This window comes from Mycobacterium heidelbergense (genome assembly GCF_050205645.1).
Taxonomy (GTDB): domain Bacteria; phylum Actinomycetota; class Actinomycetes; order Mycobacteriales; family Mycobacteriaceae; genus Mycobacterium; species Mycobacterium heidelbergense_A.
Map to the genome: position 1 here is coordinate 72,670 of NZ_JBNMQT010000007.1, position 26,423 is coordinate 99,092.

26 protein-coding genes are annotated in these 26,423 nt (G+C 68.0%); 17 read left to right on the forward strand and 9 right to left on the reverse strand.

The features are described 5' to 3' along the window. The first annotated feature begins 346 nt into the window (after positions 1–346). The 7 genes from ACQI5H_RS09785 to ACQI5H_RS09815 all read left to right on the forward strand — a co-directional run bounded on the left by ACQI5H_RS09785 (position 347) and on the right by ACQI5H_RS09815 (position 7,397). Positions 347–1,477, forward strand: coding sequence for a YncE family protein (locus ACQI5H_RS09785; protein ID WP_427079190.1), 1,131 nt, complete (start codon positions 347–349; stop codon positions 1,475–1,477). A gap of 134 nt (positions 1,478–1,611) precedes the next feature. Then, positions 1,612–3,243, forward strand: a complete 1,632-nt coding sequence (locus ACQI5H_RS09790) for a long-chain fatty acid--CoA ligase (RefSeq protein ID WP_427079191.1) — start codon at positions 1,612–1,614, stop codon at positions 3,241–3,243. A gap of 33 nt (positions 3,244–3,276) precedes the next feature. Further along, entirely contained in the window at positions 3,277–4,341 is a 1,065-nt protein-coding gene (locus ACQI5H_RS09795; RefSeq protein ID WP_427079192.1) for a dihydrodipicolinate reductase, read from the forward strand. A gap of 14 nt (positions 4,342–4,355) precedes the next feature. Continuing rightward, entirely contained in the window at positions 4,356–4,829 is a 474-nt protein-coding gene (locus tag ACQI5H_RS09800; RefSeq protein ID WP_427079193.1) for an SRPBCC family protein, read from the forward strand. Between the two features lie 4 nt (positions 4,830–4,833). Continuing rightward, the gene (locus ACQI5H_RS09805; protein WP_427079194.1) at positions 4,834–5,727 is read left to right on the forward strand and encodes a class II glutamine amidotransferase; all 894 of its coding nucleotides are present in this window, start codon (positions 4,834–4,836) and stop codon (positions 5,725–5,727) included. 56 nt (positions 5,728–5,783) lie between these two features. Then, entirely contained in the window at positions 5,784–6,476 is a 693-nt protein-coding gene (locus tag ACQI5H_RS09810) for a cutinase family protein (protein ID WP_427079195.1), read from the forward strand. A 51-nt stretch (positions 6,477–6,527) separates the two neighbouring features. Further along, positions 6,528–7,397 carry a patatin-like phospholipase family protein gene (locus ACQI5H_RS09815; protein WP_427079196.1) on the forward strand — a complete coding sequence of 290 codons (870 nt, stop codon included), beginning with the start codon at positions 6,528–6,530 and terminating at the stop codon, positions 7,395–7,397. A 14-nt stretch (positions 7,398–7,411) separates the two neighbouring features. Here ACQI5H_RS09815 and ACQI5H_RS09820 read toward each other — a convergent pair whose 3' ends face one another. Both ACQI5H_RS09820 and ACQI5H_RS09825 read right to left on the reverse strand, forming a co-directional pair. After that, positions 7,412–8,482: a patatin-like phospholipase family protein gene (locus tag ACQI5H_RS09820; protein ID WP_427079197.1), complete on the reverse strand. Its 1,071-nt coding sequence runs from the start codon at positions 8,480–8,482 to the stop codon at positions 7,412–7,414. 90 nt (positions 8,483–8,572) lie between these two features. Next, positions 8,573–9,016: a lipoprotein LpqV gene (locus ACQI5H_RS09825; protein ID WP_427079198.1), complete on the reverse strand. Its 444-nt coding sequence runs from the start codon at positions 9,014–9,016 to the stop codon at positions 8,573–8,575. A 115-nt stretch (positions 9,017–9,131) separates the two neighbouring features. On the opposite strand from ACQI5H_RS09825, the gene ACQI5H_RS09830 reads away from it, so the two are divergent. Together ACQI5H_RS09830 and ACQI5H_RS09835 are read left to right on the forward strand one after the other, a co-directional pair. Then, positions 9,132–9,716 (forward strand): cysteine dioxygenase, encoded by a 585-nt coding sequence (locus tag ACQI5H_RS09830; protein WP_427079199.1) that lies wholly within the window; start codon positions 9,132–9,134, stop codon positions 9,714–9,716. Further along, entirely contained in the window at positions 9,713–10,159 is a 447-nt protein-coding gene (locus ACQI5H_RS09835) for a rhodanese-like domain-containing protein (protein WP_427079200.1), read from the forward strand. The genes ACQI5H_RS09830 and ACQI5H_RS09835 overlap by 4 nt, the downstream gene beginning before the upstream one ends. On the opposite strand, the gene ACQI5H_RS09840 is transcribed toward ACQI5H_RS09835, so the two are convergent. Genes ACQI5H_RS09840 through ACQI5H_RS09850 form a run of 3 tightly spaced genes read right to left on the reverse strand, consistent with a single transcriptional unit; the run spans position 10,160 to position 13,760 of the window. After that, a complete protein-coding gene (locus tag ACQI5H_RS09840) occupies positions 10,160–11,908 on the reverse strand; it encodes an alpha/beta hydrolase (protein ID WP_427079201.1) in 1,749 nt (582 codons plus the stop codon). It abuts the gene before it with no gap. 9 nt (positions 11,909–11,917) lie between these two features. Beyond that, on the reverse strand, positions 11,918–12,709 hold the full coding sequence (locus ACQI5H_RS09845) for an enoyl-CoA hydratase (protein ID WP_427079202.1): 792 nt from the start codon (positions 12,707–12,709) through the stop codon (positions 11,918–11,920). A 13-nt stretch (positions 12,710–12,722) separates the two neighbouring features. Further along, positions 12,723–13,760 (reverse strand): enoyl-CoA hydratase/isomerase family protein, encoded by a 1,038-nt coding sequence (locus ACQI5H_RS09850; RefSeq protein ID WP_427079203.1) that lies wholly within the window; start codon positions 13,758–13,760, stop codon positions 12,723–12,725. A 255-nt stretch (positions 13,761–14,015) separates the two neighbouring features. Here ACQI5H_RS09850 and ACQI5H_RS09855 point away from each other — a divergent pair, with 255 nt between their 5' ends. Then, positions 14,016–14,864, forward strand: coding sequence for a Bax inhibitor-1/YccA family protein (locus tag ACQI5H_RS09855; RefSeq protein ID WP_076061815.1), 849 nt, complete (start codon positions 14,016–14,018; stop codon positions 14,862–14,864). 133 nt (positions 14,865–14,997) lie between these two features. Here ACQI5H_RS09855 and ACQI5H_RS09860 read toward each other — a convergent pair whose 3' ends face one another. Then, on the reverse strand, positions 14,998–16,215 hold the full coding sequence (locus ACQI5H_RS09860) for an acetyl-CoA C-acetyltransferase (protein ID WP_427079204.1): 1,218 nt from the start codon (positions 16,213–16,215) through the stop codon (positions 14,998–15,000). Positions 16,216–16,308: 93 nt separating this feature from the next. Next, positions 16,309–17,262: an SGNH/GDSL hydrolase family protein gene (locus ACQI5H_RS09865; RefSeq protein WP_427079353.1), complete on the reverse strand. Its 954-nt coding sequence runs from the start codon at positions 17,260–17,262 to the stop codon at positions 16,309–16,311. A gap of 245 nt (positions 17,263–17,507) precedes the next feature. On the opposite strand from ACQI5H_RS09865, the gene ACQI5H_RS09870 reads away from it, so the two are divergent. From ACQI5H_RS09870 to ACQI5H_RS09885, 4 genes are all read left to right on the forward strand, one after another. Beyond that, entirely contained in the window at positions 17,508–18,575 is a 1,068-nt protein-coding gene (locus tag ACQI5H_RS09870) for an alpha/beta hydrolase (protein WP_427079205.1), read from the forward strand. A 66-nt stretch (positions 18,576–18,641) separates the two neighbouring features. Beyond that, the gene (locus tag ACQI5H_RS09875) at positions 18,642–20,033 is read left to right on the forward strand and encodes a cystathionine beta-synthase (protein ID WP_427079206.1); all 1,392 of its coding nucleotides are present in this window, start codon (positions 18,642–18,644) and stop codon (positions 20,031–20,033) included. Between the two features lie 90 nt (positions 20,034–20,123). Then, positions 20,124–20,810, forward strand: a complete 687-nt coding sequence (locus tag ACQI5H_RS09880; protein ID WP_427079207.1) for an RDD family protein — start codon at positions 20,124–20,126, stop codon at positions 20,808–20,810. 30 nt (positions 20,811–20,840) lie between these two features. Next, positions 20,841–22,007: a cystathionine gamma-synthase gene (locus ACQI5H_RS09885; protein WP_427079208.1), complete on the forward strand. Its 1,167-nt coding sequence runs from the start codon at positions 20,841–20,843 to the stop codon at positions 22,005–22,007. On the opposite strand, the gene greA is transcribed toward ACQI5H_RS09885, so the two are convergent. Beyond that, positions 22,004–22,498 (reverse strand): transcription elongation factor GreA, encoded by a 495-nt coding sequence (gene greA / locus ACQI5H_RS09890; RefSeq protein WP_066915156.1) that lies wholly within the window; start codon positions 22,496–22,498, stop codon positions 22,004–22,006. The genes ACQI5H_RS09885 and greA overlap by 4 nt on opposite strands. Before the next feature lie 195 nt (positions 22,499–22,693). After that, the gene (locus ACQI5H_RS09895; RefSeq protein ID WP_427079209.1) at positions 22,694–23,137 is read right to left on the reverse strand and encodes a DUF4307 domain-containing protein; all 444 of its coding nucleotides are present in this window, start codon (positions 23,135–23,137) and stop codon (positions 22,694–22,696) included. 114 nt (positions 23,138–23,251) lie between these two features. Here ACQI5H_RS09895 and mca point away from each other — a divergent pair, with 114 nt between their 5' ends. The 3 genes from mca to ACQI5H_RS09910 are packed head-to-tail and all read left to right on the forward strand — an operon-like array spanning position 23,252 to position 26,416. Further along, the gene (gene mca, locus ACQI5H_RS09900) at positions 23,252–24,124 is read left to right on the forward strand and encodes a mycothiol conjugate amidase Mca (RefSeq protein ID WP_427079210.1); all 873 of its coding nucleotides are present in this window, start codon (positions 23,252–23,254) and stop codon (positions 24,122–24,124) included. Continuing rightward, positions 24,121–24,417, forward strand: a complete 297-nt coding sequence (locus ACQI5H_RS09905) for a hypothetical protein (RefSeq protein WP_427079211.1) — start codon at positions 24,121–24,123, stop codon at positions 24,415–24,417. Before mca ends, ACQI5H_RS09905 begins: the two co-directional genes overlap by 4 nt. Beyond that, entirely contained in the window at positions 24,404–26,416 is a 2,013-nt protein-coding gene (locus ACQI5H_RS09910; RefSeq protein ID WP_427079212.1) for a thioredoxin domain-containing protein, read from the forward strand. Before ACQI5H_RS09905 ends, ACQI5H_RS09910 begins: the two co-directional genes overlap by 14 nt. Positions 26,417–26,423: the final 7 nt, after the last annotated feature.

Consider the following 26,423-nt stretch of genomic DNA (forward strand, 5'->3'; position numbering starts at 1 on the left):
GCCTCGTTTTAGGATTAATTATAAGAATTTCTTACCTCGCGCCCGGCGACGCGGGCGCGACAACCGTTAGCGATCCCAACGAAAACAACTGTTGGAACCGGTATGCGGTGTTCGCTACGGCACAGGCTGGCGGATAACCGACAATCGCAGTCTAAGCGCAGCCTGAGTGGCCGGCGTGACGTGCGTAACAGCTCTCGAATTTGCCGCTTCTGCACCGATATTCCGTGACTAAACTCTGACGAAAGCAGTCACCTAAACGGTGCTGGAATCCGGTTAATCCCGTGTGGCGCACAGCCCTCGTCAAGAGCTTGCGCGCGCGTGGATGCCGACGAAAGGCGGTACCAGCATGACCAGTGTCAACGGCCCCACGGCCGCCCATGACGGCCTGGATCGCCCGGTCCTCGAGCTCGGCAGCGCGCCCGGTTTCCCGATCGTCGTGGAGGTCGCCGTGCACGAGGGCCCCATCAGCGGCATCGCGACCAGCTCCGATGGCACCCGGCTGTTGGTGACCAACTACGGCAACGACTGTGTCTCGGTCATCGACACCCACTCCTGCCGGGTGGTGGAGACCATCGCGGGCATCGACGAGCCATTCGCGATCGCCGTGGGCAGCGAGAACGCCGAGCGTGCCTACGTCAGCGCGGTGTCGGCCGCATACGACTCGATCGCGGTCATCGACCTGCCCACCGGCGCGGTCGTTGCGACCCACCCAGTGGCGCTCAGCGTCACCGATCTGGCTGTCAGCCCCGACGGGAGGCACGTCTACGCCAGCCGAAACGCCGCCCGCGGCGCCGACGTCGCCGCCTTGGACACCACGACCGGCGACGTCGAGGCGCTCGACATCGCAACCACGCCGGGAACCACCGCCGCATGCGTGCGCGTCAGCCCTGACGGCGACCGCCTGTATGTCGGGACCAACGGGCCGGCCGGCGGTCGGCTGATCGTGATCGGCACGCGCGGCCCGTCCCGATCCAAAGCCGGCCAGACCGGATTGAGCGTCGTGGGCACCGTCGACATCGGTTTGCCCGTTCGCGACGTCGCGCTTTCTCCCAACGGCGCCGTGGCCTACGTGGCCAGTTGCGATCCCGGGTTGGGCGCGGTGGTCGACGTCGTCGACACCACCACCCACAAGATCGTCGGCACGCGCAAGCTCGGCGAGACCGGTGGCAATCTCACTGGTTTGACGCTCAGCCGCGACGGCGACCGCGCCTACCTGGTCAGCGACGACGGCATCGCCGTGCTCTGCACGCTGACCCACGACGTTGTCGGCACCGTGACGGGGGCCAATCGGCCGTCGTGCGTGGTCGAGAGCCCGGACGCGAAATACCTCTACATCGCCGACTACTCGGGCAGGGTCACCCTGGCGGCGGTCGCCTCGATCGTCGCGCTGGGCACCGAGACCGCGGCGCCCGAGGCGCAGGTCCCGACCGACTGGGTCACGCCCGAGCTGCTGCAGTACGAGCCGGCGCTCGCCTAGCCACGCGGCCGGCCACGGTGCGGGTAAACGCGCGTTGTCGGGGGAACCGGTTTCTCATCGTTGCGCGCGGCGATAGCATTCGCCCGATTGATCATCAGGCGGTGCTGCGCCGAGACCCGTAAGGCGGTACATCGATGGACAGCACGATGCAGGACTTTCCGTTGACGATCGCCGCGATCATGCGACACGGCTGCGGTGTCCACGGAGCGCGCACTGTCACGACCGCCTCTGACGCCGGCTATCGGCGCATCAGCTATCGCGAGCTGGGTCAGCAGGCCGCCCGGCTGGCCAACGCGCTACGGGGCCTCGGCGTCGCCGGGGATCAGCGCGTCGCGACGTTCATGTGGAACAACGCCGAACACCTGGCGACCTACCTCGCCGTGCCGTCGATGGGTGCGGTGCTGCACACCCTCAACATCCGGCTCTTCCCCGAGCAGATCGCGTACGTCGCCAACGAGGCCGAAGATCAGGTCGTGCTGGTCGATATGTCGCTGGCCAAACTGCTCGGGCCGGTGCTGGGCGAGCTGAAGACCGTTCACACGGTGATCGCGGTCGGCGAGGGCGACACGGCCCCGCTGCGCGAATCGGGCAAGAGCGTGCTGCGCTACGCCGAGGTGCTCGACGGCGAGTCGACCGAGTTCGACTGGCCGCAGATCGACGAGCAGTCGGCGGCCGCCATGTGCTACACCAGCGGCACCACCGGTAACCCCAAAGGCGTTGTCTACAGCCATCGTTCGAGCTTCCTGCACACGATGGCGGCCTGCACCACCAACGGGATAGGGATCGGATCCAGCGATCGCGTGCTGCCTGTCGTGCCGATGTTTCACGCCAACGCTTGGGGGCTGCCCTACGCGGCGCTGATGGCGGGCGCCGACTTGGTGCTACCCGATCGCCACCTCGATGCCCGGTCGCTGATCGGCATGGTCGAGGAGCTGCGGCCCACCGTGGCCGGTGCGGTGCCGACCATCTGGAACGACGTCCTGCATCACCTCGAGAAGGACCCCGCGCACGACATGTCGTCCCTGCGCCTGGTGGCCTGCGGCGGCTCCGCCGTACCGCTGTCGCTGATGCGCACCTTCGAAGACAAACACGACGTCCAGATCCGGCAGCTATGGGGCATGACGGAGACATCGCCGCTGGCCACGATGGCCTGGCCCCCGCTGGGCACCCCGGACGACGAGCACTGGAAGTTGCGCGCCACCCAAGGGCAACCGGTGTGTGGTGTGGAGATGCGGATCGTCGACGACGACGGGCAGGTGCTGCCCAACGACGGCGACGCCGTGGGGGAGGTAGAAGTCCGCGGCCCGTGGATCGCCCGTTCCTACTACCTGGGGCGCGACGACTCTAAGTTCGACTCGGGCTGGTTGCGCACCGGCGACGTCGGCCGGATCGACGAGCAGGGCTTCGTGACCCTGACCGACCGGGCCAAAGACGTCATCAAGTCCGGCGGGGAATGGATCTCCTCCGTCGAGCTGGAGAACTGCCTGATCGGGCATCCCGACGTGTTGGAAGCCGCGGTGGTCGGGGTGCCCGACGAGCGCTGGCAGGAAAGGCCCCTCGCGGTCGTCGTCCTCAACGAAGGCGCATCGGCCGGCGCCGGCGACCTGCGAATGTTCCTCTCGGACAAGGTCGTTCGCTGGTGGCTACCCGAGCGGTGGGCCTTCGCGGACGAGATACCCCGCACCAGCGTGGGCAAATACGACAAGAAGACCATCCGGTCCCGCTACGCCGAGAACGGCTACCAGGTGATCGAGGCGCGCGACTGACCGGTGCCCGCGCCGATGGTGTAGAACGAGTCCATGGGACTGCGGGTCGTTCAATGGGCAACCGGGTCGGTCGGTGTGGCGGCGATAAAAGGCGTGCTGGATCATCCCGAGCTCGAACTCGTCGGCTGCTGGGTGCATTCCGAAGCCAAGGCGGGCAAGGACGTCGGTGAAATCATCGGCACATCGCCGCTCGGAGTGACCACGACCAACAACGTCGACGAGGTGCTCGCGCTGGACGCCGACGCGGTGCTCTACGCACCGCTCTTGCCCAACGTCGACGAGGTCGCCGCGCTGCTGCGGTCGGGGAAAAACGTCGTCACCCCGCTCGGCTGGTTCTACCCGAGCGAAAAGGAGGGCGCCCCGCTGGAAATCGCCGCGCAAGCGGGCAACGCGACGCTGCATGGCGCCGGCATCGGACCCGGGGCGGCCACCGAGCTGTTTCCCTTACTGTTCACCGTGATGTCCACCGGGGTGACTTTCGTTCGTGCCGAAGAGTTTTCGGACCTGCGTACCTACGGCGCCCCGGATGTGCTGCGCTATGTGATGGGCTTCGGAGGGACACCGGACAGCGCGCTGACCGGGCCGATGCAGAAGCTGCTCGACGGCGGTTTCCTCCAGTCGGTGCGGCTGTGCGTCGACCGGTTGGGATTTGCCGCCGACCCCGAGATCCGCTCCTCGCAGGAGGTCACCGTCGCGACCGCGCCGATCGATTCGCCCATCGGCGCGATCGAGCCGGGGCAGGTCGCCGGGCGCCGCTTCCACTGGGAAGCCGTCGTCGGCGACAAGGTCGTCGTCCAGATCACGGTGAACTGGCTGATGGGGGAGGAAAACCTCGATCCGCCTTGGTCTTTCGGGCCCGCCGGCGAGCGCTACGAGATCGAAGTGCACGGCAACCCGAACGCCTTTGTGACCGTCAAGGGCTGGCAACCGGAAAGCGTGGAGGCCGGGCTGAAAAGCAACCCGGGTATCGTCGCGACCGCGGCGCATTGCGTGAACGCCATCCCCGCGACATGCGCCGCACCGGCGGGCATCCAAAGCTTCTTCGATCTGCCGCTCTTCACCGGCCGGGCCGCCGCAGCCCTGCGGGCAGACAATTGAAAGGCGTTGCAACCATGGCACATTCGCTCCTCGTCGAGGAATCCCTGGTCATCCCCGTCCCCGCCGAGCAGGCGTTCCACAACACGCTGCCGGCGCCGCTCCCGGAGATTTTCAAGCGCTGGCACGGGCCCTTCCCGCCCGTCAAAGAGGTGCGCGAGCAGACGGGTGCCTGGGACGCCGCCGGCCAGACCCGCACCGTCCTGCTCGCCGGCGGGGGCAGCACGCGCGAGGAACTGACCAGCATCGACGCGCCCCGCTCGTTCGGCTACCGGCTCACCAACGTCACCGGCCCGATGGCGCTCCTGGTCGACCACGTCGAAGGCGAATGGCTCTTCACCCCGGCGGCGGACGGAACCGAGGTGACCTGGCGCTGGAACATCCATTCCAAGTCGCCGCTGACCTCGTGGCTGCTCCCGCTGTTCGGCACCCTATGGAAGGGCTACGCGCGCAAAGCGCTGCGGGATCTCGCGACGACGCTGACGGCCTGACGTCATGTGCCGGCTCTTCGGCCTGCACGCGGGGACGCACGCGTGCACCGCGACGTTTTGGCTGCTGGACGCGCCCGACAGTCTGGCCGAGCAGAGCAGAACGAACCCCGACGGGACGGGCCTGGGCGTCTTCGACGAGCACGCCCGGCCCCAGCTGCACAAGCAGCCCATCGCGGCCTGGCGGGACGCCGCCTTCGCCACCGAGGCACACCGGCTGACCGGGACGACGTTCATCGCGCACGTTCGCTATGCGACGACCGGTTCGCTCGACGTCCGCAACACCCACCCGTTCCTGCAGGACGGGCGGATCTTCGCGCACAACGGGGTGCTCGAGGGCCTGGATGCCATCGATGAACGGCTGCGCGAGGTCGGCGCCGACGACCTGGTCCTGGGCGACACCGATTCCGAGCGGGTGTTCGCGTTGATCACCGCCTCGATCCGCGCGCACCGGGGCGATGTGACGGCGGGTCTGGTCGATGCGACGAATTGGCTCGCGTCGAACGTGCCGATCTACGCGGTCAACGTGCTGCTGAGCACGGCGACGGACATGTGGGCGCTGCGATACCCGGAGACCCATGAGCTGTACGTCCTGGAGCGGCCCGACGAATCCCGAACCGCACCGCCCGAATTCGACTTGCGTACCAAGCGAATTCACGCGCGGTCGGAACATCTATGCACCCGGGCGTCGGTCGTGTTCGCCTCCGAACCGATGGACGACGACCCGCGCTGGCGTCTGCTGGATTCGGGAGAGCTGGTCCACGTCGACGCCGCGTTGCGGGTCGACCGCAGCGTGGTCCTGCCCGACCCGCCCAAGCACCCGCTCCGGCGGGAGGATCTGAGCGGGCCCGTCCAGGACGCGCAGCACGCTCTGCCGAGCACCCGGCGGCTCCGATCGTAAGTAGTCCACGCAAATTGGGGCGGTACATATCGGCCGCGATGTGCCAGCATTAGGACGTGGGCGCACGCCGATTCGCTCGCTTGCTGGCCGTCGTGGTGGCGACGACCTGGGCGGCGCTGCCGACCCCGCCGATCCTCGTTGCCACCGCGTCCGCCGCGCCCTGCCCCGACGTGGACGTGACGTTTGCCCGCGCCACCACCGAGGCACCTGGTGTCGGTGGGGTCGGACAGGCATTTATCGATTCGCTTCGCTCGCAGGTTGGGGGTCGATCCGTCGGGGTGTATCCCGTCAATTACCCCGCCACCGAAGATTTTGGCCCTTCCGCATCCGCCGGTGCCCGCGATGCGAGCGCTCATGTCGAATCCATGGCCGCGACCTGTCCCAACACCAAGCTGGTGCTCGGCGGATATTCCCAGGGCGCGATGGTGATCGACCTGATCACCATCGCCCAAGTAGAGGTTGCGGGTTTGGTCCCCTCGTCGCTACCGGCGGACGTGGCCGATCATGTTGCTGCGCTCGCCCTCTTCGGGAATCCATCGGACAGATATCTAGGAGCGCCGGTGAGCACGGTCAGCCCGTGGTACGGGGCTAAGGCCATCGACTTGTGTGCACCCGGCGATCCGATCTGCACTCCAGGCGGGGCCCTGGCGCCGCCGACACATGACGAAATGTTCTCCGCGGCGCACCTGTCCTATAAACAGTCCGGGATGCCCAGCCAGGCAGCGGCTTTCGTGGCCAGCCACCTCTGACGCGGGTGTCCCCGGCGGCACGCTCGGCGCCGGCTGGCAGAGTGGGTCGACGTGGCTACCAAACGCGCGCTCGTGTTGGCCGGCGGAGGAATAGCGGGAATCGCCTGGGAGACAGGTGTTCTGCGGGGTATCGCCGATGAGTCGCCGGAAGCGGCGCGGCTGCTGCTGAATTCCGACGTGCTGGTGGGGACCTCGGCCGGTTCGGCGGTCGCCGCCCAAATCAGCAGCGGGAGCACGCTCGAGGCGCTCTTCGACCGGCAGGTCGCCGAGGCATCGGCCGAGATCGATTCCGGCGTCGACGTCGACGACATCACCGAGATCTTCCTGGCCGCCCTGGCCGAACCATACGACGAGACGGCGGACAAGACCCGCCAGCAGTTGCGGCGAATCGGAGCCGTGGCGCTGGCGACTACTACCGTCGCCGAGCCGGTCCGTCGCCAGGTGATCGCGCAGCGCTTGCCGTCCCACGACTGGCCCGGCCGGGAGTTGCGGCTGACCGCGATCGACACCGAGACAGGGGAATTGGCCGTTTTCGACAATCGGTCAGATGTCGAGCTCGTCGACGCGGTGGCGGCCAGTTGCGCGGTGCCGGGAGCGTGGCCGCCGGTGACGATCGCGGGCCGGCGCTACATGGACGGCGGGGTCGGCAGCTCGGTGAACCTCGGCGTCGCCCGCGACTGCGATGAGGCGGTGGTGCTGGTGCCCTCGGGCGTCGATACCCCGTCGCCGTTCGGCGCGGGGCCGGCGGCCGAGATCGCGGCCTTCCCCGGCGCCGCGTTCGCCGTGTTCGCCGACGCAAACTCGTTGGCGGCCTTCGGGCCGAACGCCCTGGATCCGCGCTGCCGCATCCCCTCGGCAACCGCCGGACGCGAGCAAGGCCGGCGCGAGGCCCGCGCGGTCGCGAAATTCCTGGGCGCTTAAGGGCTTAAGCGCGCTCAGCCCTCGATCGCGGGTGGGACCGGCTCGTCCTCCTCGCGCTCGAAGGCGTCCAGCGCCTGCGTGGCCAGATCGCGGCCCGCGGCGATCACCTCCACCGCCCGGTGAAATTCCAGACTTCGGCATGTCGTGCGCGGCACCTCGATCAGCAGGTCGGCCGGGTAGGCCGCCAGCGTGTGGCGGGCCAGCGCCGACTGGGCGATGTCGATCGTCCGATTCATCACCTCGAAGCTGCCCAGCTTCGGCACTTCGGGAGCCTCCAGCGCGGCGAGGGCATCGAGTTCGGTTGCGCTCGGTTCGATGTCGGCATCGCCGGACCAGGCATCCGGTTCCGCGGCCGCCCCGCCGAATCGGCTCAACATCGCCCGCGCCGCGGGCCGGTCCAGCAGCGAGCGCGCCGCCGTGGCGTCGAGCAGCGCGGAGGTGCTGCGCACCATGCGGTTCAGCCACTCGACGGTGGCGCCGGGCTCCTCGTCGCGGCTGACGATGGTCTCGCTGCCGTTGAGGCTCACCGCGATGGTCAGATCGGCGTTGACCGCGGCGATCGGGGCCATCGGCAGCGGATCCAGGATGCCGCCGTCGGCGAGGAGGCGCCCGTCGATCGCGTGCGGGGCGATCACCCCGGGAATCGCGATCGAGGCCCGGATGGCCTCGTCGAGCGGGCCACGCTGAAACCACACCGACTTGCCGGCCAGCAGGTCGGTCGCCACCGCGGTGTAGGGGATGGGCAGTTGCTCGATGGTGATCGGGCCGAGGATGTCGCGCACGGTGTCCAGGATCTTCTCGGCCCGCATCACGCCGGCCGCGCTGATGGAGAAGTCCAGCAGCCGCAGGATCGTGCGCTGGGTCAGCGACTTCGCCCAGTCGGCGAATTCGTCGAGGCGCCCGGCGGCCTGCAGACCGCCGACCATCGCGCCCATGGACGAGCCGGCGATGCCCACCACGTCGTATCCGCGTTCGGCGAGCACCTCGATGACTCCGATGTGGGCGTAGCCGCGGGCACCGCCGCTGCCGAGCGCCAACGCCACCCGTATCGGTGCTGATCGACGCGCGACAACTTCGCCAGGCACCCCCTCATTTTGCGCGGCGGAATCCGCCCCGAGCGGGTCGGGTGGGCAGTTTTTTCACCCGTGATCTGAATTGCGCGAGGCCGACCGCGGCTACTCGCATTCGTCGTTGGCGGCCGCGCGCGCGGCGGTGATCAGGGCCGCCTGCCGCGCCAAGGTGAGCTCCGCCCACCGGATGTTCCAGCTGCCCGGGGTGCCCGATTGCGACGCCTGGACCATCGCCAGATACGGCTCGAACAGCGACTGACCCGTCTTGGGCTGGCCGTCCATCCACACTTTCGCGGCATGACAGGCCTGGTAGTACTCCTCCTCGGTCGAATCCGCCGGGACGTCGACCCTTGTCGTGACGCCCGTGGGGGAGAGACCCACGGCTCCCGGCGGCGCGCTGGTCGGGCCGGCGGGGATGCCCGACGGCCGTGCCGACGACGAGGTGGGCGCGCCGGTGTGGGCGCCGCGCGAGCACCCGGTGACCGTCACCAAACCGGTCACCAGGACGACCGCGACCCATCCCAGGAGCCAACGACTGCGCCAACGCACGATGTCAATCTATGCAACACTGGCGGCCGTGATGGAGCGCTTCGGATTTTGCGAGTGTTGTCGGCCCTAACTTGCCGCCGCTCGTCCCGATCCGTTCTCCCTGGAGCACTCCCCAATGTCTTTGCCCTCGTCCATCGAGTTGCGTCCCTACACCGTCACATCGCCATCGGCGGGTCCCACCCGGCTGCGGGTGCCCGACCTGTTGCACGCCACCGACCAGACCGCCGACGACGTGCTCAGCGGGCGCTGCGACCACCTGCTGCCCGAGCGCGGCATACCGCAGGGCGAGCGCTGGTTCGCGCGCATCCACGGCGACGACGAGCTGGACGTCTGGCTGATCAGCTGGGTCCCCGGTCGCGCCACCGAACTGCACGACCACGGCGGTTCCCTCGGCGCGCTGACGGTGCTGACCGGTTCACTCAACGAATTCCGTTGGGACGGACGCGGACTGCGGCGCCGCCGGCTCGACGCGGGCGACCAGGCCGGGTTCCCGCTGGGCTGGGTGCACGACGTGGTGTGGGCGCCCAGGGCCGTGACCGGGCCCGCGGCGAGCACGATCAAGGGTCCGGTCGAGCCGACGCTGAGCGTGCACGCCTACTCGCCGCCGCTGACCGCGATGTCGTACTACGAAGTCACCGATTCCAACAGGTTGCGCCGCCGGCGCACCGAACTGACCGACCAACCCGAGGGGCCGCAGTGAGCCGCATCGACGTGGTGTTGAGATCCGCCCGGCGCAGGTACCGCCGCCTGCCCGCCGCCGAGGTGCCCGACGCGGTGCGACGCGGCGCGGTGCTGGTCGACATCCGGCCGCAGGCGCAACGATTCCGCGAGGGTGAGATACCGGGCGCGCTGGTGATCGAGCGCAACGTCCTGGAATGGCGCTGCGACCCGACCAGCGACGCCCGGCTGCCGGAGGCCGTCGGCGACGACGTCGAATGGGTGATCGTGTGTTCGGAGGGCTACACGTCCAGCCTGGCCGTCGCGGCCCTGCTCGATATCGGCCTGCTCCGCGCCACCGACGTCGTCGGCGGCTACCACGCGCTCGCGGGCGCCGGTGTGCTGGAACGGTTGGCCGGCGGCGCCGTCGACCCGCGCCCCGGGGGACTTGCGGACGCCGGGACCACCGGTCGCCGCTGGCTCTAGTCACTCGTTGTCGTGCAGCAGCGGCCGCAGCTTTTCCGTCTTGTCCGGCGTCCACCCGGGCGGTGACAGCACCGCGGCCCAGCCGTCGGCCACATCGGCGACGTAGCGGTGGCCATGCCCGTCGGGCACGTCCACGGCGACCGCCATATCCGCCGAGACTTGCAGGAACGTCACCACCGGAATCCAATGTGTTTGCGGCAGCACGTCGTATCCCCGTCTTTCGCGCAGCCAATCCGGTTCACTGAACAGCAGATCCGGCGTCCACCACGCGATCGGGTCGGAGGCGTGCTGCATATACACCACGCGGGGGTGACCCCACGTCGAATCCGGGCGCGCCAAATTGCTTGGGCGAGCGACGAACCGGACGTTCTTGCCGTCGTTGTAGATCGGTAGCCACTGCGGCGACCCTGCGTCGCGCGTCGACGTCAGGTCCGTCCAGATCGTGTTGTTGAAGGTCGGTCCGCTGAACAGCGCGCCGTCGGTGCGGGCCAGCACGTTGTTGAGGCTCATGAACGGTGCCTCGCCACCGAAGGATCCGAGGCTCTCGCCGAACACGACGAGCTTGGGCCGCTGTCCTTCGGGCATTTGGCGGATCAGCCTGTCGACCGCCTCGAACAGTGCCTGGCCGGCGTGCCGCGCGTTCTCCTTGTCCACCAGGAACGACAGCCAGCTCGGCAAGAACGAATACTGCACGCTCACGATCGCGGTGTTGCCGTTGTACATGTATTCCAGCGCCGACGCCTCCGCCTCGTTGATCCAGCCGGTCCCGGTGGTCGTCGCTACGGCGACGACCTGGCGTTGCAGGCCGCCTTCGCGTTGCAGCTCGCGCGCCGCAAGCTCGGCGGCCGCCGTGATGCCATCGGCGGACGTCAGGCCGGCGTAGGCGCGGATCGGTTCCGCGGCCGGGGCCCCGTTGAAAGCGGTCAGCTCGCCGATAGACGGACCACCGTTGACGAATATGCGGCCCTGGTGGCCCAGCGACTCCCACGAGACCAGGGATTGTGGGCCGCCGGATCGCAGCGGGCTCTTCGGCGGCGCGATCTCGGGATTCATCTCGTTGTTCGCCGTGGCGAACGTGTTGTTCATGGTGCGCATCGCGAACTTGAGCACGACGCCGTTGAGCAAGGTGACCGTCAGGAACACCAGCGCCACCACGACGATGGTCACCGACAGGCGGAAGGGGGCGATGCGGTCGACTTCGCCCACCAAAAATCTGACCAGCCAGCGAATGAACTGGCCGATTTCGACGACGGTGAACAGCACCACCACCGACAGCCCCGCGGCGATCGGGTAGTCGTACCACTCCAGGTGCGCCACGCCCATCAAATCGCGCACGTCGTCCTGCCAGACGTGAAACCAGATTGCGATCAGCACCTGGCCCACCACGGCGATCGGGATCAGCACCTTCCACGCCCAGCGCGGCGCCGGCGGGCTGGACTTCGATTCACGCATGTAGCGGACCAGCCACACCGAAAAGACGCCCACCCCATAGCCGATGGCGCCGGAGATCCCGCTGACCAGCCCCTGGAACAAGGGGCCGCGGGGCAGCAGCGACGGCGTCATGGAGAACCAGATGAAGATGAGGCCGACCGCGGTGCCTGCGAACGTGTAATGCCTTACCCACCAAGGCTTTCGGATAGCGTCAGGCGCTTCCACGGTGCCGTGCGCGCTGGCCGGGGCCTCGGCGTCGGGGCTGGCGACGGATTCGTCGTCGGCTTCGGTGCTGGTGACAGAGCCCGTTTCGCTCATGGGAGCGTCCTACCGATGGTTGAAGTTGGGGGTGCGCTTCTCGATGAATGCCGCCATTCCCTCGGACTGGTCGTGCGTTGCGAAGGTCGAGTGGAAGAGCCGGCGTTCGTAGAGAAGTCCTTCGGACAGCGTGGATTCGAAGGCCCGGTTGACGGCTTCCTTGGCCATCCGGGCGGCCGAGCGCGACATCTGCGAAATGGTGGTGGCGACGGCCTTGGCTTCGGTCAGCAAGTCGTCGGCCGGCACCACCCGCGAAACCAGGCCGCTGCGTTCGGCTTCGGCGGCGTCGATGGTGCGCCCGGTCAGGATCAGGTCCATGGCCTTGGCCTTGCCGATGGCCCGGGTGAGACGCTGCGAGCCGCCCATGCCCGGCAGCACGCCGAGTTTGATCTCCGGCTGGCCGAATTTCGCGGTGTCGGCCGCGATCAGCAGGTCACACATCATGGCGAGTTCGCATCCTCCGCCGAGTGCGTGGCCGGCCACCGCGGCGATCGTCGGGGTGCGGATTGCCGCCAATTTGCCCCAGGCCGCGAAGAAATCGGCCTCGAACGCGTCGGAAAACGTCAACTCGGCCATTTCTTTGATGTCGGCGCCCGCGGCGAACGCCTTGGCCGACCCCGTGATGATGATCGCCCCGATACCGGGATCGTCATCCAATTCTGTTGCCGCACTGGTGACTTCATTCATCACCTGGCTGTTGAGTGCATTGAGGGCCTTGGGCCGGTTCAGCGTGATGGTCCCAACTCGCTGGTCGCGCTCGACCACGATGGTTTCGTAGGTCTTAGAGGTCACCTCTGTCATCCAAACCGCCTTTCTAGAAACTCAAGTCGTCGTCGACGGGCGCGAAGTACGCGTCGACGTCGGCCGCGCTGACCGCGGCCAGCGTCGCCGGCGACCATTTCGGATTGCGATCCTTGTCGATGATCTGCGCGCGGATGCCCTCCACCAGGTCGTGCGAGCGCGCCGAGGCGGACGACACCCGATAGTCCTGGATCAGAACGTCTTCCAGCGTGTCGAGTTTCGCGGCCCGGCGCACCGCCTCTAGCGCCACCGACACCGCGATGGGGGAGCGGGTGGCGATCAGGTTGGCGGCCTCGTTGGCCGGCCCGTCGCCGTGGCCGCGCAGCGCCGCGACGATGTCTTCGACGGTTTCGCCCGCGAAGCAGTCGTCGATCCAATCGCGTTGTGCGGCAAGCTCGCTCGGTGGGGGTTCGACGGCATGGCGGGCCAGCGCGTTCTCGATGCCGTCGGCAACGATCGCCGCGGTGAACGCGTCGAGTTCGCCGTGCGGCACGTAGTGGTCGGCGAATCCCATTGCGATGGCGTCGGCCCCGGAGAATGGCGCGCCGGTCAGCGCGGCGTGCAGCCCGAGCGCGCCCGGCGCCCGGGACAGCAGAAACGCGCCGCCGACGTCGGGGATGAAGCCGATGCCGACCTCCGGCATTGCCACCTTTGAGGTTTCGGTCACCACCCGGACGCTGCCGTGTGCGCTGACGCCGACGCCGCCGCCCATCACGATGCCGTCCATCAATGACACGTACGGTTTGGGGAAACGCCCGATCTGGCCGTTGAGCAGATACTCGTCGCGCCAGAACTTCCGCACCTCCACGCCGTCCTTGCGGGCGCTGTGGTAGACCGCCACGACGTCGCCGCCGGCGCACAATCCCCGGTCCCCGGCGCCGGACAAGACCACGGCGCGCACCGCGTCGTCGGCTTCCCAGCGGATGAGGATGGCTCGCAGGGCATCCACCATCGGTTGGTTCAGCGAGTTGATCGCCTTGGGGCGGTTGAGCGTGATCAGGCCGACGCCACCGTCGACCCGGGTAAGGACCTCGTCGGATTCCTCCGTCACGCCTTAGCCTCCTAATCGCCGGAAAATCCGTACCCAGAATGCTGCCCGACAAGGCAGTCGGAGTCTCGACCAGCAATCTAGATCGTCACTACCGCCCCAGTACCCGCGGGTAAGGTTTATGTTTAACCGGACGAGAACGTCCGAGCCCGGAATTATCGGCAAAACCCCAGCTCCGCTGGGAACCCGGGCGGGTGACTAATCGTTGAGCAGGTGTTCGCACAGCTCCAAACCACAGTCTTCAGAGAGGATCCGACAGTGCGGGAGACAAGTAACCCGGTATTTCGCTCGCTGCCTAAGCAGCGCGGCGGATACGCGCAATTCGGCACTGGCGCGGCCCAGGTGCAGCAGGGGTACTACCAAGGCGACCCCTACACGGCGGCTCCCTACCAGGAGGCCAAGGTATCCCGTCCGGTCACGATCGATGACGTCGTCACCAAGACGGGCATCACGCTGGGCGTGCTGACGGTCGCGGCGATCGTCTCCTACTTCCTGGTGGCGTCCAACCTCGCGCTGGCGATGCCGCTGACCCTGATCGGCGCGCTCGGCGGCTTGGGGCTGGTGCTGGTCGCGACCTTCGGCCGCAAGCAGGACAGCCCGGCGATCGTGCTCAGCTACGCCGTCCTCGAGGGCCTGTTCCTCGGCGCGGTCTCGTTCGTCTTCGCGAATTTCACTGTTTCGTCCGCCAACGCCGGCGCCCTGATCGGGGAGGCCGTGCTCGGCACCTTCGGTGTGTTCTTCGGGATGCTGGTCGTCTACAAGACCGGCGCGATCCGAGTCACGCCCAAGTTCACCCGGATGTTGGTCGCCGCAATGTTTGGCGTGCTGGCTCTGATGCTCGGCAATTTCGTGCTGGCGATGTTCCACGTTGGCGGCGGCACGGGCCTGGGTCTGCGCAGCGGCGGAACGATCGCGATCATCTTCTCGCTGGTGTGTATCGGTATCGCGGCGTTCAGCTTCCTCATCGACTTCGACGCGGCCGACCAGATGATCCGCGCCGGGGCGCCGGAGAAGGCGGCGTGGGGCATCGCCCTGGGCCTGACCGTGACCCTGGTCTGGCTGTACCTCGAGATCCTGCGGCTGCTCAGTTATCTGCAGAACGATTAGCGCTTGACGCGAAAACCGGCACGCCGATTGGCGTGCCGGTTTTTTGTTGCGCGTGATTCGCCGTTGAGTGTGCGCTCACGGCGCCCCTGGCACACACTCGGCGCCCAGGACGCACACCCAAAGCAGCGGTCGACTAGCTGAGCCGCTCGATCACCATCGCCATGCCCTGGCCGCCCCCGACACACATGGTTTCCAAGCCGAGCGTCTTGTCGTGGGTCTGCAGGTTGTTCAGCAGCGTGGTGGCGATGCGCGCGCCGGTCATGCCGAACGGGTGGCCCAGCGCAATCGCCCCGCCCGACACGTTCAGCTTGTCCTCGTCCATTCCCAGCTCGCGCGCCGAGCCCAGCACCTGGACCGCGAACGCTTCGTTGATCTCGTACAGGTCGATGTCGCTGATCGACATGCCGGCCCGCTCCAGCGCCTTCTTGGACGCCTCGATCGGGCCCAGCCCCATGATCTCCGGCGACAAGCCGCTGACACCGGTCGACACGATGCGGGCCAGCGGTGTCAGGCCCAGTTCCTTGGCCTTGGTGTCGCTGGTGATCACCAGTGCGGCGGCGCCGTCGTTGAGCGGACAGGCGTTGCCCGCGGTCACGGTGCCGTTGGGGCGAAACACCGGTTTGAGCTCGCTGACCTTCTCGTAGGTGGTGCCCGGCCGCGGGCCGTCGTCGGTGCTGACGGTGCTGCCGTCGGGCAGCGTCACCGGGGTGATCTCGCGTTCGAAGAACCCGCTCTTGATGGCCTCCTCGGCCCGGTTCTGGCTGCGCACGCCCCAGTGGTCCTGGTCCTCGCGGCTGATGCCGGTCAGGATGGCGACGTTTTCAGCGGTCTGGCCCATCGCGATGTAGACGTCGGGCAGGTTCTCGTCGGCGCGGGGGTCGTGCCATTCGTCCGCACCGTTGGCCGCGGCGGCGGTCCGCTCCTGGGCCTCGTCGAACAGTGGGTTCTTGGTGTCCGGCCACGAGTCGGAGTTGCCTTTCCCGAAGCGGGACACGGTTTCCACTCCCGCCGAGATGAACGCGTCACCCTCGCCCGCCTTGATCGCGTGGAAAGCCATCCGCGTCGTCTGCAGCGACGACGAGCAGTACCGGTTCACCGTGGTGCCCGGCAGGAAGTCGTAGCCCAGTTCGACGGCGACGACGCGCGCCATGTTGAAGCCCGACTCACCGCCGGGCAGGCCGCAACCCAGGATGAGGTCGTCGATCTGATGCGGGTTGAGGGCGGGCACCTTGTCGAGCGCGGCGCGCACCATCTGGGCCGCCAGGTCGTCGGGCCGCATGGAGACCAGCGACCCCTTCATGGCGCGGCCGATCGGCGAACGGGCAGCGGAGACTATGACGGCTTCAGGCATGGCGGTTCTCTCCCATGGGACGCGGGCTAGCTAGGAACGGGTGGTACGTCCACCTCGACGGGTAGCACAAATCTAGTCGGTGCCGACCGGCCGCTACGACGACGGGGCGGGCGAACCGGGCAGCGGCCGCTGCCAGAGCCGCGGCATGACACTGCGTCGGGTGTGCGCGGCGTCGAGCACCGGCGCCGGCGCGGGGGCCGGTGCCTCCTCCGCCGGGCCGCCGACCTCCTCGACCTGCTCGTCCAGCTCATCGCTGAGCGTCGCCAACAGCGCCCTGGCCGCGAGCGCGTACGCGGCCGGCGAGGGATGGAAGCCGTCGGCGGAGAACATCACCTCGGGCGTGGCCCGGAACTGGGGCGCCAGCAGGTGCGCCAACGGCACCGGCACACCGCCGGCCGCCCGGACCGACGCGGCCTGGGCGCGGGCGAGCTGCGAAGTGCGCGCGTGCGCCAGGGAGCGAAGCGGTTGGGGGATGGCGCTGATCACGCCCAGATCCGGGCAGGTGCCCACGATCACGAGGGCGCCGCGGGTGCGCAACTTGCGCACCGCCGTGCCCAGCCGTTGCGCGGACTGGCTGATCCCATTGAGCGCGGTGACGTCGTTGGCACCGATCATCATCACGGCCGCGTCCGGCGGCGCTCCCGCCACGAACATCGCATCCACTTGGCCGCACACGCCTTTCGAGGTGGCGCCGACGATCGCCTTGGTGCTCAACCTGATGCGCTTGCCGGTCTGCTCGGCGAGTCCGCGCGCGATGACCACGCCCGGCACCTCTTCCGCGCTCATGCAGCCGTATCCGGTTGCCGTCGAATCCCCGAACATCATCAAGTGCAGATCGGCGGGTACCCCGCGCTGCCACCGCTCCACCGGCCCGCCGCCCGGGCTGTACACGCCGTCGGCGCGGGGCGGGATGTCCCACGCCTTCGGGATGACGGTGCGCGCGTGCGTCGCCTGGCCGACGAGCAGGTTGCGAGCGCCCAGGTAGGCCGTGCCTGTCGAGGCGAGTGCACCCGCTGTGGCCAGGGCGATCGTCGAACGACGCGGCACCCTGATGGTCACGCAATCAGTTTAGATCGGCTCGAGTGTTTGCGCTGGCGGCTTAAAAACAATGTGATCACGTTGTGAATCACATGTGGTATCAAATCAGACTCTTCAAATGTTGTACCCGGAAAAGCCTGTCAAGCTAAGTCCAGCGAGTTGGCTGAACGACTCGGCGAATAGAACATGAACCGGACGCTTAGCCGCCTCGTCACATGCTGTATCGGACTACAACGGCGTAGGAAGTGTTGAGCATGACCGCACCGAGCAAGGTATCCGGTTCCGCCCCGAGAGCCATTTGCACACACGATGTCCTCAAGGCACGTAGAGTTGAATCACGCAAATTCGCGATCAGCGATGGGGCGCCGGTCGAGGTCCTCGAATCGGGGCCGAGCGTTGCTGCGCGGCTTGCCAATCTCGCGTCACGGCTGACGATCCGGCCGATCCTGGCCGCCGGAAGCCACGCACCCAACGCGCCCTGGCCCTGGGGCCTCATCGACCTTCTATCCCGGGTCGTGCTTCCGGTGACCGCCACGGTCCGACAGGACGTGAACTTGCCAAACGCGTCGGCACAGTTGGTTCGTGCCCCGGGGGTCCTGCCCGCGGACGGCACCCGCCGGATGGTTCTCTACTTCCACGGCGGAGCGTTCTTGACGTGTGGAGCAAACTCACACGGACGGCTCGTCGAAGCGCTCTCGAAGTTTGCTGACTCACCCGTCCTGGTGGTCAACTACCGGCTCCTGCCCAAGCATTCGGTGGGAATGGCGCTGGCCGATTGCCACGACGCCTACCAATGGGTGCGCCGGCGCGGCTACGACGCCGACCGCATCGTGCTGGCCGGCGACTCGGCCGGCGGGTATCTCGCGCTCGCCCTCGCGCAACGCCTGCAGGAGGAGGGCGAAGAGCCGGCGGCGCTGGTCGCGATCTCGCCACTGCTGCAGCTAGCAAAGGAATGCAAGCAGGCCCATCCCAATATCAAGACCGACGCGATGTTCCCCGCCACCGCCTTCGACGCACTCGTCGCGTTGGTTGCTAGCGCCGCCAAAAAGAACATCGTCGACGGCAAACCCGAAGAGATCTACGAGCCGCTGGAGCACATCAAACCGGGCCTGCCGCGGACGCTGATCCACGTGTCCGGATCCGAGGTGCTGCTGCACGACGCCCAGTTGGCCGCGAGCCGGCTGGCGGCGGTCGGCGTGCCCGCTGAAGTCCGGGTATGGCCCGGCCAGATTCACGACTTCCAGCTCGCCGCGCCAATGGTGCCCGAGGCAATCCGTTCGCTGCGCCAAATCGGCGAGTACATCCGCGAAGCCACCGATTAGCGCGGCCTCCTCCGCCGGCCGCGGCGCGGGTATGCGCGGCCTGAAACGGCCTGAGACGATGAATGCATGCGAATCGCGCAGCACATCAGCGAGCTCATCGGTGGCACCCCACTGGTTCGCCTGAACTCCGTCATCCCCGCCGGCGCGGGCACCGTCGTGGCAAAGGTCGAATACCTCAACCCCGGCGCCAGCTCCAAGGACCGGATCGCGGTGAAGATGATCGACGCCGCGGAGGCCGCTGGGCTGCTCAAGCCGGGCGGGACGATCGTCGAACCGACCTCGGGCAATACCGGTGTCGGTCTTGCGCTGGTCGCCCAACACCGCGGCTACAAGTGCGTTTTCGTCTGCCCGGACAAGGTCAGCGAGGACAAGCGCAATGTGTTGCTGGCCTACGGCGCCGAGGTGGTGGTGTGCCCGACGGCGGTGCCGCCCGACCACCCGGACAGCTACTACAGCGTTTCCGACCGGCTGGTCAGGGAGATCGACGGCGCGTGGAAGCCCGACCAGTACGCCAATCCGGAGGGTCCGGCCAGCCACTATGAGACCACCGGCCCGGAGATCTGGGCCGACACCGACGGCAAGGTCACCCACTTCGTCGCCGGCATCGGCACCGGCGGGACCATCACCGGCGCCGGCCGCTACCTCAAGGAGGTGTCCGGTGGCGCGGTGCGCATCGTCGGCGCCGACCCCGAGGGCTCGGTGTATTCGGGCGGCACCGGTCGGCCCTACCTGGTCGAAGGTGTCGGCGAGGATTTCTGGCCGGCGGCCTACGACCCGAGTGTGCCCGATCAGATCATCGCGGTGTCCGACTCCGATTCGTTCAACATGACCAGGCGGCTGGCCCGCGAGGAAGCGATGCTGGTCGGCGGTTCGTGCGGGATGGCCGTGGTGGCCGCGCTGAAGGTAGCAGAGGAGGCCGGGCCCGATGCGCTCGTCGTCGTTTTGCTGCCCGACGGCGGGCGCGGCTACATGTCGAAGATCTTCAACGACGCGTGGATGTCGTCGTACGGGTTCCTGCGCAGCCGCCTCGACGGCTCGACCGAGCAACCCACGGTCGGCGACGTGCTGCGCGGGAAGTCCGGCGCGCTGCCCGATCTGGTGCACACCCATCCGTCGGAGACGGTGCGCGACGCCATCGGCATTCTGCGTGAGTACGGGGTCTCGCAGATGCCGGTCGTGGGGGCCGAGCCGCCGGTGATGGCCGGCGAGGTCGCCGGCAGTGTCTCCGAACGCGAACTGCTTTCGGCCGTCTTCGAAGGCCGCGCCAAATTGGCCGACGCCGTCTCCGAACACATGAGCCCGCCGCTGCGGATGATCGGCGCCGGCGAGTTGGTGACCGCGGCCGGTAAGGCGCTGCGGGAGTGGGACGCGCTGATGGTGGTGGAGCAAGGCAAGCCGGTCGGAGTGATCACCCGGTACGACTTGTTGGGGTTCCTCTCCGAGCCGCGGCGGCCTTAGCGCGGCGTCTCGAAAGGTCTCGCCCGGCCAGGCCGCGCTCAGGTACTGTAATGCGGCCCAGTTCAGCTCATCCGAAGTGGAAGGGTTGCCATGACCGATCAACCGCCGCCTGGCGAATCTCACCTCCCCCCTCCACCTCCGCCCGGCCAGGGTGAGCACGAGCCCGCGCCCTCGGCGCCCGGCGCCGCCTACCCGCCACCGCCCCCGCCACCGGGCGGCGGTTCGTACCCGCCGCCTCCGCCGTCTGCCGGCGGCGTTGCGCCACCACCACCGGGGCCCGCCATCCGGACTCTGCCGACGGAGGCCTACACGCCCTGGCTCACCAGGGTGCTGGCCTTCGTGATCGACGCCATCCCGTACGCGGTGGTGGTCGGCATCGGCACCGTGATCATGATCGCGACTCAGCAGACGTCTTGCGTCACCGATATCACGCAGTACGACGTCAACCAGTACTGCGCCAGCCAGCCTTCGATGATCGGCCAACTCGTGCAGTGGTTGGCGCATCTGGTCGGCCTCGGCTACCTGTTGTGGAATTACGGCTACCGCCAGGGCACCACGGGGTCGAGCCTCGGCAAATCGGTGATGAAGGTCAAGGTGGTCAGCGAAGTCACCGGGCAGCCCCTCGGTTTCGGTCTGTCCATCGTGCGCCAGCTTGCGCACTTCGTCGACGCGATCATCTGCTACATCGGTTTCCTGTTCCCGCTGTGGGACGCCAAGCGACAGACTCTGGCCGACAAGATCATGACGACGGTCGTCCTGCCGATCGAACAGGGCTAGCAATGGCCGGGCTGGCTAGGCTGATCGTCGATGAGCGGAGACGGTAAGCGACACCACGAAATCACCGGCCTAGCCACCAAAGCCATCCACGCCGGGTACCGCCCCGATCCCGCGACCGGGGCGGTGAACACCCCGATCTACGCCAGCAGCACGTTCGCCCAGGATGGCGTCGGCGGCCTGCGTGGCGGATTCGAATACGCCCGCACCGGCAACCCGACCAGATCGGCGCTCGAAGCCTCGCTGGCGGTCGTCGAAGAGGGCACGTTCGCAAGGGCATTCAGTTCCGGGATGGCCGCCACCGATTGCGCACTGCGGGCGATGCTGCGGCCCGGCGATCACGTCGTCATCCCGAATGACGCCTACGGCGGCACCTTCCGGCTGATCGACAAGGTCTTCACGCCCTGGAACGTGGGGTACACGCCGGTGGCGCTGTCCGACTTGGACGCCGTGCGCGACGCGATCACGCCGGCGACGCGGCTGGTCTGGGTGGAAACACCGACCAACCCGCTGCTGTCCATCGCCGACATCGCGGCCCTCGCCGAACTCGGCCAAGAGCACTCGGCAAAGGTGTTGGTGGACAACACGTTTGCGTCACCCGCGCTGCAGCAGCCGCTGACGCTGGGCGCCGATGTGGTATTGCACTCGACCACCAAATACATCGGCGGTCACTCCGACGTGGTGGGCGGCGCGTTGATCACCAACGACGCAGAGCTGGACGAGGCCTTCGGTTTCCTGCAGAACGGGGCCGGGGCGGTACCCGGCCCGTTCGACGCCTACCTGACGATGCGCGGTTTGAAGACGCTGGTGCTGCGCATGCAGCGGCACAGCGAAAACGCTTTGGCCGTAGCGGAATTCCTCGCCGGGCATGACTCGGTGAGCACGGTGCTGTACCCGGGTCTGTCCAGTCACCCCGGGCACGAGATCGCCGCGAAGCAGATGCGCGGCTTCGGCGGCATGGTTTCCGTGCGCATGCGAGCGGGCAGGGCGGCCGCCGAGAATCTGTGCGCCGGCACCAAGGTGTTCATCCTGGCCGAATCGCTGGGCGGGGTGGAATCGCTGATCGAACACCCCAGCGCCATGACTCACGCGTCGACGGCCGGCTCGCAGTTGGAAGTGCCCGACGACCTGGTGCGGCTTTCGGTGGGTATCGAGGACGTCGCCGACCTACTGGCCGACCTCGAGCAGGCGCTCGCTTAGGAGTGGTAGGGCTCCGCGCTGACCAGGGTGACCTCGACGGTGTTGCCGTTGGGCACGGTGTAGCTGCGGGTCTCGCCCACCTTCGCGTCGATCAGGGCGCCGCCCAGCGGTGAGTTCGGCGAGTACACCTCGAGCTTGCCCTCGTTGACGCCCTCCTGGCGGGTGGCGATCAGGAACGTCTCGCTATCGGACTTGTCGCCGTTGTAGTAGACCTTGACCACCGAGCCGGGCAGCGCCACACCGGACTGCTTGGGCGCCTCGCCGACCTTGGCGTTGTTGAGCAGGTCCTGCAGCTGGCGAATGCGTGCCTCCTGCTGGCCCTGCTCTTCGCGGGCGGCGTGGTATCCGCCGTTCTCCCGAAGGTCGCCCTCCTCGCGGCGGTCGTTGATTTCCGCGGCGATGACGGGGCGATTCGCGATCAACTGATCGAGCTCGGCCTTGAGCCGGTCATGTGATTCCTGGGTCAGCCAGGTGACCTGAGTATCGGTCATCTCGTCGCGCTCCTCGTCTTTCCGTTCCGCGTATCCGCGTAAGCTTCTGATCCCCGCTGTCGGGGTATTGGGGTCCCACCCCCGGTGCCGTTCTGCTCACGGCCTTTAAGCAGCAATACACGGTCCCAGCAGGAACCGTGCATTCACCCATGTTACCACCGCGGAAACAGCTGATGACGCCATATTCGCAGTTCTTTATCGCTTGTCGGGCGGGCGCAGATAGCCCGGTACGTCGGTGCCGCAGCCGTAAATGTCCGCCATCGCGGGGGGTTGGGAGGACTTCACCGTCGTCGTCACCTGCACCGTGGTCTCGGAAGACGGCGGGACCAGCACCTCGCGCCTGCCGGTCTCGCTGCCGTCCTTGGCGCGAACCCGCACGATGCAGTCCACCGGCCGCGACGGGTCAGATCGCGTCACGCTGATCGTGACCGACGCCGTCTCGTCATCGATCACCGAATAGCCACCCAGCGAACCGCTGACGTCGCTAGTGCCAAGCCGTAGATAGCCGACGACGGCGACCACGAGGCCGACCGCAACTGCGAGCAGGGCCGCCGCGGTCACCGCCCGGCGGCGCGAAACCCCAGATAGCCGCGAACGCCCGTAGCGGGCCTCCGGACGAGCGATGGGGGTTTCGGTCATGGGTGGGTATGCCTGGGCTGAGCGACTGCCGGACCTCGGCCGACGGGATGCAGCGATCGGCACCTGGAATTATAGGGTCGAAACCGGGCGTCCAGCAGACCGACAAGGGGGCATGTGAGCGAACTGCGGTTGATGGCTGTGCACGCCCACCCCGATGACGAGTCCAGCAAGGGTGCGGCGACCCTTGCCCGGTACGCCGACGAAGGCCATCGGGTGCTTGTGGTGACGCTGACCGGCGGCGAGCGCGGCGACATCCTCAATCCGGCGATGGACCTGCCCGACGTGCACGGGCACATGGCCGAAATCCGCCGCGACGAGATGGCCAAGGCCGCCGAGATTCTGGGCGTGGAACACACCTGGCTCGGTTTCGTCGACTCCGGCCTGCCCAAGGGCGACCCGCCACCGCCGCTGCCCGAGGACTGCTTCGCGCTGGTCCCGTTGGAGGTGTCCACCGAGGCGCTGGTGCGTGTCGTCCGCGAGTTCCGGCCGCACGTGATGACCACATACGACGAGAACGGCGGCTACCCGCATCCGGATCATATTGCCTGCCACAATGTTTCGGTCGCCGCGTACGAGGCGGCCGGCGACCGCGCGCGCTTCCCGGACGCCGGTGACCCGTGGAACGTGTCCAAGCTGTACTACGTGCACGGCTTCCTACGCCAGCGGATGCAGCTGCTGCAGGACGAGTTCGCCAAGCATGGCGAAGAAGGCCCGTTCGGCAAGTGGCTGCAGCACTGGAAGCCCGAGCACGATCCCTTCGAGTCCCGGGTGACGACGCGGGTGCAGTGTTCGGAATATTTCAGCCAACGCGACGATGCGCTGCGCGCCCACGCCACCCAGATCGACCCGAACGCAGAATTCTTCGCGGCCCCGATCGCATGGCAGCAGCGGTTGTGGCCGACCGAGGAATTCGAGTTGGCCCGCTCGCGGGTGCCCGCCCAGCTGCCCGAGGACGACCTGTTCGCCGGGATCGAGGACCACTCGTGAGCACCGTTCTGCTCACGGTGTTCGCCGACGGACCGACCCGAAACCACGGCCCGGATTTCGGCAAGGCCAGCCCGTTGGGGTTGCTGGTCGTCGTGCTGCTGCTCATCGCGACGTTGTTGCTGCTGCGGTCGATGAACCGGCAGCTGAAGAAAGTCCCGAAGACATTCGATCCCGAGCACCCCGAGCCCGATCAGGCCGCCGACGAGGGCACCGACGCGGTCGACGAGGCGCCGGAGCGACGCCCCGGGCGGCCCGACGGATCACCGCCAGGTTCCGGCGATGAGCCCGGCTGAGGGCACCGGGACCAACACACTCGGGCTGGCCACTAGCCCGTATTTGCGTCAGCACGCCGACAACCCGGTGCACTGGCAGCAGTGGACGCCGCAGGCGCTGGCGGAGGCCGCCGCGCGCGATGTGCCGATCCTGCTGTCCATCGGCTACGCCGCGTGCCATTGGTGCCACGTCATGGCGCACGAGTCGTTCGAGGACGACGAGGTGGCCGCGGCGATGAACGCGGGCTTCGTCTGCATCAAAGTGGACCGCGAGGAACGACCGGACCTCGACGCGGTCTATATGAACGCCACCGTCGCGCTCACCGGGCAGGGCGGTTGGCCGATGACGTGTTTCCTGACACCGGATGGCCGCCCCTTCTTCTGTGGCACGTACTACCCCAAAGACAGCTTCCTGCAACTCCTTTCGGCCGTGTCCGACACGTGGGGCACCCGCCGCGGCGAGGTCGACGAGGCGTCCGAACACATCGCCGGTGAGTTGCGCAAAATGTCATCTGGGCTGCCCGGCGGGGGCCCGGACGTGGCGCCCGCGCTGTGCGACCATGCCGTCGCGACGGTGCTGGGCGAGCAGGACACCGTGCACGGCGGATTCGGTGGCGCCCCGAAGTTCCCACCCTCGGCGATCCTCGAGGCGCTGCTGCGCCACTACGAGCGCACCGGCTCGCCGGCGGCGCTGCAGGCTGTGACGCGCACCGGCAACGCGATGGCCCGCGGCGGCATCTACGACCAGCTGGGCGGCGGCTTCGCCCGGTACAGCGTCGACAACGCTTGGGTGGTACCGCATTTCGAGAAGATGCTCTACGACAACGCGCTGCTGCTGCGCTGCTACGCGCACTGGGCCCGGCGGACCGGTGATCCGCTCGCGCGCCGGGTCGCCGCCCAGACCGCCCGGTTTCTCCTCGACGAGCTTGCCGACGGCGCCATGTTCACCTCATCGCTGGACGCCGACGCCGACGGGCGCGAGGGCTTGACCTATGTGTGGACGCCGGAGCAGCTGACCGAGGTCCTCGGCGCCGACGACGGCCGTTGGGCCGCAGAGGTTTTCGCGGTCACCCAGCCCGGAACGTTCGAACACGGGACATCGGTGCTGCAGCTTCCCGCCGATCCCGACGATCCCCAGCGGCTGGACCGCCTCAGGGCCGTGCTGCTGGCAGACCGGCGCACCCGGCCCCAGCCCGGGCGCGACGACAAGGTCGTCACGTCGTGGAACGGGCTGGCGATCACCGCGCTGGCCGAAGCCAGCGTCGCCCTGGATAAACCCGAACTCGCAAGCGCCGCACAGGATTGCGCGACGGCGCTGCTCGACTTACACGTCGTCGACGGCCGGCTGCGCCGCGCCAGCCTCGGCGGGGTGGTCGGCGACAGCGCCGCCATCCTGGAGGACCACGCGATGCTCGCCACCGGACTGCTCGCGCTATATCAACTCACCGCCGACCACGCCTGGCTGACACGGGCAACCGAGCTACTCGACATCGCGCTCGCGCACTTCGCCGACCCGCAGCGGCCCGGCCGGTGGTTCGACACGGCCGACGACGCCGAGCAACTGATGCTGCGGCCCGCCGACCCGCTGGACGGCGCGACGCCGTCGGGGGCTTCGACCGTCACCGATGCGCTGCTGACCGCGGCCCACCTGGTCGACGGCGACCGGGCGCAGCGGTATCTGCAGGCGGCGTCCGCGGCGCTGAGCGCGCACTCTGTGCTGCTGGCGCGCGCGCCGCGCTCGGCCGGACATTGGCTGGCCGTCGCCGAATCCGCGGTGCGCGGCCCGCTGCAGATCGCGGTCGCCTGCGACCCGTCGAACTCACCGCTGCTCGCCGAAGCGCGCCGGCTGGCGCCCGGCGGGACGATCGTCGTCGGCGGCGAAAAGGACTCGTCGGTCCTGCTCGCCGGGCGGGACCGGCTGGCCGGCGCCGACGCGGCCTACGTGTGCCGGGGACGCGTCTGCGACCTGCCGGTCACCTCTGCCGAACACCTCGCGGAGGCGCTGGCCGCGCCACGGTAGCGTGACG

Coding starts and splice junctions, on each gene's coding strand:
- ACQI5H_RS09845 (WP_427079202.1), bottom strand. CDS start 12,709: ATGACAGAGGTGACCTCTAAGACCTACGAAACCATCGTGGTCGAGCGC.
- ACQI5H_RS09885 (WP_427079208.1), top strand. CDS start 20,841: ATGAGCGGAGACGGTAAGCGACACCACGAAATCACCGGCCTAGCCACC.
- ACQI5H_RS09800 (WP_427079193.1), top strand. CDS start 4,356: ATGGCACATTCGCTCCTCGTCGAGGAATCCCTGGTCATCCCCGTCCCC.
- ACQI5H_RS09860 (WP_427079204.1), bottom strand. CDS start 16,215: ATGCCTGAAGCCGTCATAGTCTCCGCTGCCCGTTCGCCGATCGGCCGC.
- ACQI5H_RS09840 (WP_427079201.1), bottom strand. CDS start 11,908: ATGAGCGAAACGGGCTCTGTCACCAGCACCGAAGCCGACGACGAATCC.
- ACQI5H_RS09795 (WP_427079192.1), top strand. CDS start 3,277: ATGGGACTGCGGGTCGTTCAATGGGCAACCGGGTCGGTCGGTGTGGCG.
- ACQI5H_RS09880 (WP_427079207.1), top strand. CDS start 20,124: ATGACCGATCAACCGCCGCCTGGCGAATCTCACCTCCCCCCTCCACCT.
- ACQI5H_RS09910 (WP_427079212.1), top strand. CDS start 24,404: ATGAGCCCGGCTGAGGGCACCGGGACCAACACACTCGGGCTGGCCACT.
- ACQI5H_RS09870 (WP_427079205.1), top strand. CDS start 17,508: ATGACCGCACCGAGCAAGGTATCCGGTTCCGCCCCGAGAGCCATTTGC.
- ACQI5H_RS09830 (WP_427079199.1), top strand. CDS start 9,132: ATGTCTTTGCCCTCGTCCATCGAGTTGCGTCCCTACACCGTCACATCG.
- ACQI5H_RS09790 (WP_427079191.1), top strand. CDS start 1,612: ATGGACAGCACGATGCAGGACTTTCCGTTGACGATCGCCGCGATCATG.
- greA (WP_066915156.1), bottom strand. CDS start 22,498: ATGACCGATACTCAGGTCACCTGGCTGACCCAGGAATCACATGACCGG.
- ACQI5H_RS09785 (WP_427079190.1), top strand. CDS start 347: ATGACCAGTGTCAACGGCCCCACGGCCGCCCATGACGGCCTGGATCGC.
- ACQI5H_RS09875 (WP_427079206.1), top strand. CDS start 18,642: ATGCGAATCGCGCAGCACATCAGCGAGCTCATCGGTGGCACCCCACTG.
- ACQI5H_RS09805 (WP_427079194.1), top strand. CDS start 4,834: ATGTGCCGGCTCTTCGGCCTGCACGCGGGGACGCACGCGTGCACCGCG.
- ACQI5H_RS09895 (WP_427079209.1), bottom strand. CDS start 23,137: ATGACCGAAACCCCCATCGCTCGTCCGGAGGCCCGCTACGGGCGTTCG.